General features: G+C 41.7%; 13 protein-coding genes and 1 riboswitch. Of the genes, 8 read left to right on the forward strand and 5 right to left on the reverse strand.

What is annotated here, in order from left to right; translation table 11 throughout:
• Nucleotides 1–244: 244 nt before the first annotated feature.
• Both QUF78_RS04610 and QUF78_RS04615 read right to left on the reverse strand, forming a co-directional pair.
• Nucleotides 245–1534, reverse strand: coding sequence for a glutamate-1-semialdehyde 2,1-aminomutase (locus QUF78_RS04610; RefSeq protein WP_289323763.1), 1290 nt, complete (start codon nucleotides 1532–1534; stop codon nucleotides 245–247).
• A 143-nt stretch (nucleotides 1535–1677) separates the two neighbouring features.
• The gene (locus tag QUF78_RS04615; RefSeq protein WP_289323764.1) at nucleotides 1678–1998 is read right to left on the reverse strand and encodes a hypothetical protein; all 321 of its coding nucleotides are present in this window, start codon (nucleotides 1996–1998) and stop codon (nucleotides 1678–1680) included.
• Nucleotides 1999–2149: 151 nt separating this feature from the next.
• On the opposite strand from QUF78_RS04615, the gene QUF78_RS04620 reads away from it, so the two are divergent.
• Genes QUF78_RS04620 through QUF78_RS04630 form a run of 3 tightly spaced genes read left to right on the forward strand, consistent with a single transcriptional unit; the run spans nucleotide 2150 to nucleotide 4787 of the window.
• Nucleotides 2150–3157 (forward strand): ABC transporter ATP-binding protein, encoded by a 1008-nt coding sequence (locus QUF78_RS04620; protein WP_289323765.1) that lies wholly within the window; start codon nucleotides 2150–2152, stop codon nucleotides 3155–3157.
• 48 nt (nucleotides 3158–3205) lie between these two features.
• A complete protein-coding gene (locus QUF78_RS04625; RefSeq protein ID WP_289317908.1) occupies nucleotides 3206–3997 on the forward strand; it encodes an ABC transporter permease in 792 nt (263 codons plus the stop codon).
• A gap of 4 nt (nucleotides 3998–4001) precedes the next feature.
• The gene (locus tag QUF78_RS04630) at nucleotides 4002–4787 is read left to right on the forward strand and encodes an ABC transporter permease (RefSeq protein WP_289317907.1); all 786 of its coding nucleotides are present in this window, start codon (nucleotides 4002–4004) and stop codon (nucleotides 4785–4787) included.
• Nucleotides 4788–4828: 41 nt separating this feature from the next.
• On the opposite strand, the gene QUF78_RS04635 is transcribed toward QUF78_RS04630, so the two are convergent.
• Both QUF78_RS04635 and metE read right to left on the reverse strand, forming a co-directional pair.
• On the reverse strand, nucleotides 4829–5317 hold the full coding sequence (locus tag QUF78_RS04635; RefSeq protein ID WP_289323766.1) for an acyl-CoA thioesterase: 489 nt from the start codon (nucleotides 5315–5317) through the stop codon (nucleotides 4829–4831).
• Nucleotides 5314–7620, reverse strand: coding sequence for a 5-methyltetrahydropteroyltriglutamate--homocysteine S-methyltransferase (gene metE, locus QUF78_RS04640; protein ID WP_289323767.1), 2307 nt, complete (start codon nucleotides 7618–7620; stop codon nucleotides 5314–5316). The genes QUF78_RS04635 and metE overlap by 4 nt, the downstream gene beginning before the upstream one ends.
• A 154-nt stretch (nucleotides 7621–7774) precedes the next feature.
• A riboswitch (cobalamin riboswitch) is annotated at nucleotides 7775–7966 on the reverse strand.
• A 257-nt stretch (nucleotides 7967–8223) separates the two neighbouring features.
• Here metE and QUF78_RS04645 point away from each other — a divergent pair.
• The 5 genes from QUF78_RS04645 (at nucleotide 8224) to perR (ending at nucleotide 11991) form a co-directional block, all read left to right on the forward strand.
• On the forward strand, nucleotides 8224–8643 hold the full coding sequence (locus tag QUF78_RS04645; protein WP_101225970.1) for a potassium channel family protein: 420 nt from the start codon (nucleotides 8224–8226) through the stop codon (nucleotides 8641–8643).
• Nucleotides 8644–8705: 62 nt separating this feature from the next.
• The gene (gene bcp / locus QUF78_RS04650) at nucleotides 8706–9176 is read left to right on the forward strand and encodes a thioredoxin-dependent thiol peroxidase (RefSeq protein WP_289318482.1); all 471 of its coding nucleotides are present in this window, start codon (nucleotides 8706–8708) and stop codon (nucleotides 9174–9176) included.
• An 11-nt stretch (nucleotides 9177–9187) separates the two neighbouring features.
• The gene (locus QUF78_RS04655; protein WP_289323768.1) at nucleotides 9188–10312 is read left to right on the forward strand and encodes an aminopeptidase; all 1125 of its coding nucleotides are present in this window, start codon (nucleotides 9188–9190) and stop codon (nucleotides 10310–10312) included.
• A 133-nt stretch (nucleotides 10313–10445) separates the two neighbouring features.
• Nucleotides 10446–11390, forward strand: a complete 945-nt coding sequence (locus QUF78_RS04660) for a D-2-hydroxyacid dehydrogenase (protein ID WP_289323769.1) — start codon at nucleotides 10446–10448, stop codon at nucleotides 11388–11390.
• 157 nt (nucleotides 11391–11547) lie between these two features.
• Nucleotides 11548–11991 (forward strand): peroxide-responsive transcriptional repressor PerR, encoded by a 444-nt coding sequence (gene perR, locus QUF78_RS04665; RefSeq protein ID WP_370013904.1) that lies wholly within the window; start codon nucleotides 11548–11550, stop codon nucleotides 11989–11991.
• Between the two features lie 100 nt (nucleotides 11992–12091).
• Here perR and QUF78_RS04670 read toward each other — a convergent pair whose 3' ends face one another.
• Complete coding sequence (locus QUF78_RS04670; RefSeq protein ID WP_289323770.1) at nucleotides 12092–12445, reverse strand: YgzB family protein; 354 nt, start codon at nucleotides 12443–12445, stop codon at nucleotides 12092–12094.
• Nucleotides 12446–12564 lie beyond the last annotated feature (119 nt).

Consider the following 12564-nt stretch of genomic DNA (forward strand, 5'->3'; position numbering starts at 1 on the left):
AAGTTTTTTTATAGATTGAAAGAAAGTGTATAAATGTATATAAATGTATCCATATCATATCATTTAAATATTCAGAAATCAATTTTTTATACAATGGATTGGATGCTGTGGTTGATGGAATTTTTGTGGAGAATTGCTCCAAAGGCTAATTTAAAAGATTTATTACACGGAAATAAGAAACCCCCAAGATTGATGTACATCTTGGGGGTGTATAAAAAATGCATAATTATGCTGTTTCGTTTTATTAAATTAGGTTTTTGAATGCATGTTCAACCGCTTTTAGAGTATAAGCGATATCATCGTCCGTGTGAGCTATTGTCAAGAACCATGCTTCATATTTAGAAGGCGCCAAATTGATGCCTTGGTTGAGCATGAGTTTGAAGAACTTAGCGAACATTTCGCCATCAGTATTTTCCGCCTGCTCATAGTTTTCAATTTTTTCTGTCGTGAAATAGATCGTCAATGCCCCTTTTAGGCGGTTGATGGTGATCGGGACATTATATTGGCGAGCGGCTTTCAGGATACCTTCTTCAAGAATTTTTCCCAGCCGGTCAAGCTCGTCGTACAGACCCTCTTCTTTTAGTACTTCTAAGCAAGCTATCCCGGAAAGCATGGAAGCCGGATTTCCTGCCATCGTACCTGCTTGATAGGCTGGTCCTAACGGTGCGACAGTTTCCATGATCTCTTTTTTGCCGCCATAGGCACCAATCGGAAGTCCGCCCCCGATGATTTTTCCAAGCGCCGTCAAATCGGGCTGAATGCCCAAGAAGTCCTGTGCCCCTCCATACATGAAGCGGAAAGCTGTGATGACTTCGTCGAAAATGACGAGTGATCCGGCTTCGTGAGATAATGAAATGACTTCTTCCAAGAAGCCTGGGCTTGGTTCTACGATTCCAAAGTTACCGACGATCGGTTCAACAAGTACGGCTGCAATTTCATTGCCCCATTTATTCAGTGCTTCTTTAAAAGGCTCGATATCATTGAAAGGCACCGTGATGACTTCTTGTGCGATACTTTTGGGCACGCCGGCTGAGTCCGGTGTGCCTAGGGTGGACGGGCCTGAACCAGCAGCTACTAGAACAAGGTCCGAGTGACCATGGTAACAGCCGGCAAACTTGATGATCTTATCGCGTCCGGTGTAAGCGCGGGCCACACGGATGGTGGACATGACAGACTCAGTGCCTGAATTGGTGAAGCGGACTTTATCCATGGATGGAATGGCATCTTTCAACATTTTGGCAAATTTCACTTCATGTTTTGTTGGTGTGCCGTATAAAACGCCGGTTTCTGCCGCTTTAACGATTGCCTCCGTAATATGTGGATGGGCATGCCCTGTGATGATCGGGCCATATGCAGCTAAATAATCGATATATTTATTGCCATCTACATCCCAGAAATAAGCCCCTTTGGCATGATCCATTGCAACTGGTGAACCGCCGCCTACAGCTTTGTAAGAACGGGATGGGCTGTTAACCCCACCAACTATATGTTCTAATGCCTCTTTATGTAAAAGCTCCGAATTACTAAAATCCAATCTTAAAACCTCCTAAAAATATAAACATATTTCACCTTAATCATAGCACTTTTCCGTCCGTAAATCTGTGGTGGAAGGCTAGGAAATGTGATCCGGCCTCTGTTGGAATGATGCAGCCTTAGAGCAGCAGCATTCCTGGGCCTTCATTTTGTTTGGGAAATGGGGTCGGACCCCAAAACTCCGGATATGAAAGATAAAATGTCCAAGATGGTGGCAGGGTTTTCGATGTCGAAGGATTGGCGGTTCATTTCGCCCTGGGCTTGGTAATAGATAAGTTGGCCGGTTCCTTTTTCTTCATTAATAGGAATGTGGAAACTTATGGGGGTGCTTTCAATCGATCCGCTGGAATCCCTTTGGATGACCTGGCATAATAATTCTCCGTATTCATCTTCATAAAGGAAGTCATATCGAAGGTCGATTACGACCTTTTCGATTTGGGATAGTAAAAATTCTTTAATATTCATGGCATGATCGTCTCCTTTATATATGTATCTGGTACAACGTTCGGATTCGCCCTGAAAATGGTAGATGGCATCCAAGCATTTTTATTGTCTAAAAGGGTTAGGTTGGATAAACTAATTCATTAGGACAAGAGATTACGGAGGATGTAACAGGATGAGTGATGCAATTCAAGTGAAACAGCTTCGGAAGGAATTTAAGTCGGCATCAAGCCGTTCAGGCTTAAAAGGTGCCTTCCGGGATTTACTTACAAGAAATTATAAAATCGTCCCTGCCGTCAATGATATCAATTTTACTGTAAAAAAGGGTGAGATGGTAGCTTATATTGGGGAAAATGGTGCAGGAAAATCGACCACTATCAAAATGCTGACAGGTATTTTGGAACCGACAGCGGGTGAAATCACGGTCAATGGCATGAATCCACATAAGGAAAGGGAAAAGTTCACTCAAACAATCGGAGTCGTATTTGGTCAGCGCTCACAGCTATGGTGGGATATTGCGGTTCAGGAATCCTTTAGGCTGCTAAAAAAGGTCTATAAAGTAACGGATGAACATTATAACGATCATATGGAACATGTCATCAAGACGCTCGATATCGGTCCTTTGCTGGACAAACCAGTGCGTAAACTCTCACTTGGTCAGCGAATGCGCTGCGAGCTTGCGGCAGCACTGATTCACAATCCGCCTTTGCTGTTCCTTGATGAGCCGACAATAGGCCTTGACGTACTCGTGAAGATGAAAATTCGCGAGTTCCTGAAAGAAATCAATGAGAAATATAATACGACAATCCTTTTGACTACCCATGATTTAGGTGACATTGAGGCATTGTGTGAGCGCGTAATCATGCTTGATGAAGGACAAATCATATATGATGGGGAATTGCAGAGTTTGAAAGATAACTGGGCTGAGGAAAAACAGATCCATTTTCAATTCATCGAGCCGATTGAATTGAAGGAATTGCAATCCTTACCACTCCCATTTACTGCTAACTGGGTTTATGATGAGAAAAATCAAACTTACATTGCCTTGTTGAAAGAAGAAAGTGATCATATTTCACAGCTTGTTTCAGCTGTCGTGTCACATTTTAAAATAAAGGACATCAAAATCCATGAAACGTCCATTGAAGAGATTGTTCGCAATATTTATGAAGAAGGCACTGTCTGACTCTCTAATCATTAAGAAACAACGTGTCTATCAAGAAGGGGGAGGGCAATGGGGAAGTATATTGCAATGATTCGCATGCGTTTTTTGATGATGCTTGCGTATCGAACGGATTATTATACCGGCATTTTAATTTATAGCATTAATATCGGTGCTTATTATTTCTTATGGAATGCGATATATGGAGAGAAAAGCTCCATCGAAGGACTTTCAAGTATGCAGATGACAACCTACGTCGCTGTTGCATGGATGGCGCGTGCTTTTTATTTCAATAATATTGACCGCGAAATCGCCACTGAAATTAAGGACGGCAAGGTCGCCATTGAAATGATCCGTCCTTATAACTATTTAGGCATGAAAACGATGCAAGGACTTGGGGAGGGGATATTCCGTTTCTTCTTCTTCTCGATTCCGGGAATGCTGCTGGTAGCTTTCATTTTTCCTATTGAATTGCCACACGAGCCGGCTACGTGGGGGATATTCGGCATTTCCTTGCTGTTCAGCTTCATCATCAATACACAAATTAACTTATTGACAGGAATCACTACCTTTTTCTTATATAATAATGCCGGATTGATCCGGGCTAAAAGGGTTATCATTGATTTATTTTCCGGTCTGCTGCTGCCCATCAGTTTCTATCCGATATGGGCGCAGGAAGTGATGAAATATTTGCCCTTTCAAGGGATCAGCTATGTACCAAGCATGATTTTTACGAACGGGTACAGTTCAGGCGAAATTGGCATGGCGCTTTTACAGCAGTTAATTTGGTGCATCATTCTTATAATACCGATTCAGCTTTTATGGATAGTCGCAAAAAAACAGCTGATTATTCAAGGAGGTTGACGGGATGTTTTATGTATCGATGTTTTTTCAATATGTGAGTCAGTATATGAAAACAAGATTGCAGTATAGAGCCGATTTCTTCATGGAAATCCTATCTGACCTGCTGAATCAGGTCGTGAATCTGGTATTTATCTTAGTCGTTTTTGGACATACCCAATTTTTAAGCGGGTGGAGCCGTGAAGAAATCATATTCATTTATGGATTCTTCCTTATCCCATTCGCCCTTTTTTCAGCCTTTTTCAACATCTGGGATTTTAATGATCGCTATATCGTCAAAGGTGAGATGGATCGGATATTAACAAGACCGATACATAGCCTCTTTCAAGTCATCTTAGAAAGAATCGAGCTAGAATCGTTATTTGGCGTTGTGACCGGTTTGATCATTATATTCTATTCGGGGGCTTCATTGGATCTGGAGCTTGCGTGGTATGACCCGATTCTTTTCATCATTTTTGCAATAGGAGGGGCCCTTGCTTATGCAGCCATATTCGTAGCGATAGCAAGCATTGGGTTCTGGTCGGATGCGAAAACATCCATCATGCCAATGATGTACAATATCGGGAACTACGGTCGCTATCCTGTTGATATTTATAATAAGGTCATTCGTTTTATCCTTACATGGGTGCTGCCATTCGCGTTTGTTGGTGTTTATCCGGCATCTTATTTCCTTAGAAAAGAAGAGTGGTATGCGTATGCATTTGCCACACCTGTAATCGGGGTTGCCTTTTTCATGATATCCGTTTTCATATGGAATCAAGGAGTGAAGAGGTACCGTGGGGCAGGAAACTAAAAAAACCCCTTCAACAGCATTCATGTTGAAGGGGTTTTTGTTTATTTGCGTTTATTCTTTCTTTCAATATATCTTGCTTGTGCTTGAACATATTGCTGCTTTTCATCTTCCGTTTCCGGAATGACCTGAGGTACGATTGTCGGCTTACCGTTTTCGTCAATGGCCAGCATCGTTAAAAAAGCGCGTGCCGTAAGCTGCTTTTCACCTGTTAATAAGTTCTCACGCTCCACTTTCACGAATACCTCCATTGATGTGCGATGGGCACAAGTGACATAAGCTTCAAGGTTAATTGCGTCCCCTGTCTTGATGGGGGCCAAAAAATCAAAAGAGTCGCTTGAAGCAGTCACAACGGGTTTTCGGCAATGGCGCATAGCTGAAATACAGGCTATTTTATCAACATAAGCCATTACTTTCCCGCCAAAGATGGTATTATGATGGTTCGTATCCGGTGGAAAAACAAGGTCGGTTAGGAAAGTCCGTGACTGCTGTGTTGGATGGGCATTTGATAAGCCGCTTTCCTTTTCAATCATTTGCCTGTTGTTTGGGCTAACAGATTTTCACGGACGATTATTGCTGCTTCGACCATGTTTTTCAGGGAAGCGACGGTTTCCGGGATACCCCTTGTTTTCAGGCCGCAGTCGGGATTGATCCAAAACTGGTCTTTATCTAATATCTTGATGCCCCGTTCAATCATATCGACCATTTCTTCCACTGCTGGAACTCGGGGACTGTGAATATCATACACACCCAGGCCAATACCTTTTTCATAAGTTTTTTCCTCGAATGCGGAAGCAAGCTCTCCATGGCTACGGGATGTTTCGATGGAAATTACATCGGCATCCAAGGAAGAAATGACATCCATGAAACTGTTGAAGTCGCAATAGCACATATGCGTGTGAATTTGCGTTGTATCCTCCACGCTTGATGTGGATATCAAGAACGAATTCACAGCCCAGTTCAAATACTCATCGCGATCGCTTTTTTTCAATGGTAGACCTTCCCTAAGTGCAGGTTCATCAACTTGGATCATTTTGATTCCTGCCGATTCCAATGCAATGACTTCTTTTTCCAAAGCAAGTGCCAGCTGGTAGCATACATTCTCCCTGGAAATATCATCACGGACAAATGACCAGTTCAAAATCGTGACAGGACCTGTAAGCATTCCCTTTACGGTCTTCTTCGTAAGTGATTGTGCGTATACACTTTCCCTGACTGTCATCGGTTCGATGAAATGGATGTCGCCATAAATGACTGGTGGTTTTACGCAGCGAGACCCATAGGATTGTACCCAGCCCTTTTCTAGAAAGACAAATCCGCCTAACTTATGACCGAAGTATTCAACCATATCCGTCCGTTCGAATTCCCCGTGTACGAGAACGTCCAAGCCGATTTCTTCTTGAATGTCGATCCACCTGCCGATTTCTTCGTTAATGAATGTTTCATATTGCGCAGCGCTCCATTCTCCTTTTTTGAATTTCCCGCGTGCTTGCTTAACTTCAAATGTCTGGGGAAAACTACCGATCGTTGTTGAAGGTAGAAAAGGCAATTTGAAAAATTCCTGTTGTTTTTGGTAACGTTCTTTAAATGGCAGCTGACGTCCAACATGCTCTGATTTAGCCTTTTCGACACTGGATTGTACACTCTTATGATTCCGTGCATTTGAACTAGCTAACGTCTGAACCGTTAATTTATTAGCATCGACCTTATCGGCGATTGCTTCAAAGCCCTGATTATTCCCTTTGACCAAGAGTGTTATTTCTTCAAGTTTCTCATCGGCGAAAGCAAGGGTTTCTTTCACTTCTTTTGAAACGGCGGTTTCATTACGAACGGTCACTGGAACATGAAGCAGGGAACAAGAGGGTTGAAGCCAGATTCGGTCTTCGGCTACTTTTTTCTTTAGAGTGTCGATCAATTGAATCTTTTTCGATAAATCAGAAAGCCAAATGTTTTTTCCATCAATCACACCTGCACCAAGCACTTTGTCCTTCGGGAAGCCGGATGCTTCAAGATTACTTAGATTCCTTCCTTTATCATGTACAAAATCAAGACTGATTCCCTGAACTGGTAATTCGATGACTTCTTGGTAGTGTTCCACGGCATCAAAGTATGTTTGCAGCATGATGTTTAGGTTTGGTGCTGCTTCATTCAGTTTTTCATAAAGGTAAGTAACAGTTTGCATATCATCTTTGGAAATGGATGAAACAAGAGAAGGCTCGTCCATTTGAATCCACTTCACGCCTTCTTGCTCCAACTCCTGCAGGATTTGCGTATATAGAGGAAGCAGGCGCAGGATTATGCCAGGGATATCTTGTTTTTTGAAGCCTTTGGAAAGGGAGATGAAAGTATAAGGTCCGATTAACACGGGCTTCGTTTCAATCCCTAGCTTTTCCTTGGCTTCCCGATATGCTACAAGTGGTTTATTTTCTGTTAAAGTCAGCTGTGGCAGTTTTAATTCAGGGACGATATAGTGATAGTTCGTATTGAACCATTTCGTCATTTCGGAAGCGACCTCATCATTGTTCCCGCGAGCCATTGAATAATAAACGGAAAGGGGAACGCTTCCGCCTTCATAGGCAGAGTAACGTTCAGGAACAAGACCGAACATGACGGACATATCGAGCATTTGATCATAGAAAGTGAAGTCGTTGACAGGAATGATATCAATGCCTTGATCTTTTTGTTTTTGTAAGTTGCCTAAACGGATGGCTTTTAGTTGTGCCGTAAATTTTGGTTCATCGATTTTCCCAGACCAATATGCTTCCAATGTACGTTTCCATTCACGATCTTCCCCGATTCGCGGGTACCCCAAATTACTGCTTTTCAAAATTCTCATCCTCCTACTTTCCTTTGATTTGTTTAAAAACAATAAAAAAAGCACCCCTAACTGTCAATAAGAGAAAGTTAGAAATGCTTAAAATAAAGAGACATGCAGAATGCCCCTTATAATTATAAGGTCCCTAACACCTCCCTATCTCCCGTAGGTTAAAACAGTGTTGTCGAAATAGGCAGGTCTCCTGACTTAGGGAATATCATTAGCAGCGAGCCTTCCCGATCCGTAGATCAGTGGCATATTGGATGGCGCTAACATTCCCATTACAGTGGCGGGACCGTGCCGGAATCAAACCGGGCTTCCCTTTTAATCCTAATGAAAATTAGGAACCTATTTCCACATATGAAATTTCACTAAACCTGCTGATAAACTGATTGCAGGTACCAAATATTTATAAAATAAAAACTATTATAAAAATTTAGATAATCTTAACATATCCGACCAAAAGGGTCAACATGAAAAAAATCGGGAAACGTTCCCGACATTTTGACAAATGCCTTTAGGGTGTGTGAGTGATAAGGCTGAAGTCTGTTCCTAAAAAAGAATATATTGTTAGGACAGGGAGTATGTATAAAGGAAGTGGCGTTTTGAAATGGGGCGTAGGGGATGACTTTCTACATCTTGATTGCAGGAATCATTTTTTGCATGGTGATGAGCATTCGGACGTTATTTCTTGTTGAGTCGGGAGGAAAGAAGTTTTCTCTGGAGGATATGCTGTGGCTTGGCAATTTATATGCGACGATATTAGTTGGATTTGCACTGATTTATTTATTATACGAGCTTCAGAATCATTCGGTGATTCTTGATATGGGCAATCGATTGGATGGCACATTCTATGAACAGTTGAAGACTTCTTTTTATTTTAGCGCGATGACCATGTTTTCTGTAGGGTATGGAGATATAGCCCCAATTGGAATGGGCAGGATGATAGCTACCATTCAGGCTTTCATCGGGTACACACTCCCGGCAGCGTTCGTGATTCGGACGGTGATCGATCTGGAGCATAAAGATAGGAAGGATAAATGAAAGTTGTGTTTCTTTCGATTATTGGGTACTCTTACCATAATGAAGGAAATGGAGGATTCAATATGACTGTTAAAATTGGAGAAAAAGCACCTGATTTTCAACTCCCTGCAAACAATGGTGAAATGGTTTCCCTATCGGATTTTAAAGGGAAATACATCGTTTTATATTTTTATCCAAAAGACATGACGCCAGGATGCACGACGGAGGCCTGTGATTTCCGGGACCACAATGAACAATTCGAGGAATTGAACGCTGTCATTATTGGTATAAGCCCAGATCCGGCGGCACGTCATGAAAAATTCATCGAAAAACATGGATTGCCTTTTCTGCTGCTAGCTGACGAAAACCATGAAGCGGCTGAATCATTTGATGTGTGGCAATTGAAAAAGAATTTCGGCAAGGAATATATGGGCATTGAACGTTCAACTTTCCTGATTGATAAGGCAGGTAAAATAGTCAAGGAATGGCGTAAAGTAAAAGTCAAAGGCCACGTCGAAGAAGCGCTTGAAACTCTTCGAGACCTAGAAAAATAAGGGACAGGCAGATGAAGGATGAACGAATAACGAAGCTTGCGGCCAGGCTGATTCATCATTCGATACAATTACAGCCAAAAGAGAGAATCCTCATCCGGGGCCATATCAACACGAAACCATTGTTGAAAGAGCTGATTGATGAAATATACAGGGTGGGTGCTTATCCATATATAGAACTCGAAGACGATGAGATTAGCCGACATCTGTTACAAGGGAATGTGAAGGAACAACTTGATACATCGTCGCAATGGGCTTTGAAGAAGTATACGGATATCGATGCGGTCATCATCATCACCAGTGAAGAAAACGACGTGGAAATGACTGATGTTCCCATCGAGAGGCAACGTATTCAAGGGGAAGCTATGAATTCTCCCACTCTTTTCTATGTAAACAACCGACGGTGGGTCTTACTTAAATATCCCACCAACGCATCAGCGCAAAAAGCCGGCATGAACTTCGACAGGTACCAAGACTTCCTTTTCAAAGTATGCACTATGGATTACGGGAAAATGGAGGCGGCATTTAAACCGTTAAAGCAATTGATGGAACGGACTGACAAAGTCAGGATCGTTTCACCGGGGACAGATCTGACTTTTTCCATCAAAGGTATGCCGGCCATCATATGTGCCGGCAAAAAGAATTTACCTGATGGGGAAGTGTTTACGGCACCCATAAAAGAAAGCGTCAATGGAAGGATATCCTTCAACGCACCCACAACCTATGAAGGAATCACCTTTAGTGACATGGAATTAAACATTGAAAAGGGGAAAATCATTAAAGCCATTTCCAATCAACCTGCCAAAATGAACCGGATTCTGGATATCGATGAAGGGTCCCGTTTTATCGGGGAGTTCGCAATTGGAATCAATCCATACATATTGGAACCTATGGACGATACATTGTTCGATGAGAAAATAAGCGGGAGTCTGCACTTGGCTCTGGGACTTGCCTATGGAGAAGCGGATAATGGAAACCGTTCATCTATACACTGGGATATGGTCTTGATCCAGCGTCCTGAATATGGCGGTGGTGACATCTACTTTGACGATGTGCTGATCAGAAGGGATGGAAATTTCATATTGCCTGAATTACATGCATTAAACCCAAATTCATTAAAACAAAGCCTTTTTTATTAAGGCTAAGGCTTTTGTCCAACTCAAAAAGGGGACACCTGAATATGCTTTATTAAGGGAATACCTCCTCAGAGAAAGTTGCACGGGACACACAGAGCCCGTGTTTTTTTATGTTAATTAAAAGGGAGAGATAAACATGTTAATACTTTCAACAATCATTCCGAATGAAAGCATCCAAACGAAGATGATGGACGCATTTCCTGATTTGAACTTCATTTATCAAGAAGGATGGACGGATGAGCCACTTAATGAAGCGGAAATCTTGATTACATACGGTGAGGATTTAAATGAAGAAATCATTGGGAAAGCGGCGAACTTAAAATGGATAATGGTCATGAGTGCAGGATTGGAATTAATGCCTTTTAAAGCCATTGAGGAACGCGGCATTTTGGTGACGAACGCAAGAGGCATTCATAAAATCCCAATGGCCGAGTATACGATAGGGATGCTTTTACAATATGAAAAGAAACTGAAACTGCTTATGAAGAATGAAAGGGAAGAACTGTGGCATAGAAAGATTGAAGTAGGGGAATTGAATGGCAAAACGATGCTCGTTCTTGGTGCCGGTGCAATTGGAGGAGAAGTGGCCCGTTTGGGGAAAGCCTTTAGGATGACGACTATGGGGGTGAACCGCAGCGGGAAGCCAGTGGATTCCATCGATCGCCTTTATACACTGGATAATATATTGGAAGCCGTACCGGAAGCCGATTACATCGTATCCGTCCTGCCAAGTACTGATGAAACCAAGGGCCTTCTGCAAAAAGAACACTTTAAAGCAATGAAAGAAACCTCCGTATTCGTGAATATTGGCCGCGGTGATCTTATTAACGATGAAGTGTTGATCGAAGCATTGGAAGCAGGGGAATTGGCTCATGCCATCTTGGATGTATTTGATCCGGAACCTTTAGGAAAAGGGCATCCATTTTGGAAGATGGAAAACGTTACGGTCACACCGCATCTTTCAAGTAAAAGCGGAGAATATTTACCAAGAACCTTTGCTATATTCGAAAAAAACATGCGTGAATACCTGAAAGCTGGAAAAGACTTCATCAACGTAATCGACTTATCGAGGGGATACTAAAATACAATACGAAAATGGGAAAGATTCAAAGCGGTGATGAATAAAATAAAAAAGAATGGTAAAACCATCGAATTATTGACAAATTCAACGAATAAAAGGTACACTAATTATAAATATTACAATTTAAGAATTCATACTTAATGAGAAAACGAGGTGGATGACGGTGTCTGAAGTTCAGTTAAAAGAAGCATTGGATTCCCTAAAAGATACCGGTGTAAGAATAACTCCTCAACGCCATGCGATACTTGAGTATTTGATAAGCTCCATGTCCCACCCTACCGCGGATGATATATATAAAGCGCTGGAAGGCAAGTTTCCAAATATGAGCGTGGCGACAGTTTATAATAACCTGCGTGTTTTCCGGGAGGTAGGCTTGGTAAAAGAACTTACTTATGGTGATTCTTCAGCCAGGTTTGATTTCGTAACGACGAATCATTATCATGTAATCTGTCAAACCTGTGGGAAAATTGTGGATTTCGACTATCCTGCATTGGATGAAGTCGAGCATTTCGCGGCACAAGTCACCGGTTTCAATGTCAGTCACCATCGGATGGAAATCTACGGCGACTGTACGGATTGTGCGAAAAAAGAAACGCATTAAAAAAAGTTCCTCCACTTGGTTGGAACTTTTTTTCATGTCTCGAAGAAATGATACAATTGTTAAGGTCTCATGATAGGTAAATCAGCAAGCTGGAATCCCTCTAATCATGCAGGCTTTTGCGATTATATTTTTCGTTAAATTCTTCGCCTTCCAACTTTTTGTCAAGGGTCAAGGGTTCTTCACAATGCATGCAAATATCTACACGCCCTAATATTTTTGTAGGTTTGCTGCAGTTAGGACAGACAACCTGGATCGTTTTTGTAGAAAGCATTCCAATCCAAAAATAAACCCCGGTGCTTGCGATTATGAATAAAAGGCCAAGCCCCATGAAAAGTGTCATGACAACTGGATGTGATTTGAAGAAAAGCCCGATATACATTACGATAAAGCCGATGAAAATCAAACTCAAAGCAAATGTACGTATTTTATTGATTTTGCTAGAATGTTTAGCCATGGATTGTCCCTCCTAAAATATAACTTTAACTATAACATAAACAATGGATGGAACAAAAAAGAAATAAAGGATACTTATTACTTTTGAATTGAAATGGTTTGGGGTAAGGGAAATAAGCA

It is taken from the genome of Peribacillus sp. ACCC06369, from assembly GCF_030348945.1.
Lineage (GTDB): Bacteria > Bacillota > Bacilli > Bacillales > DSM-1321 > Peribacillus.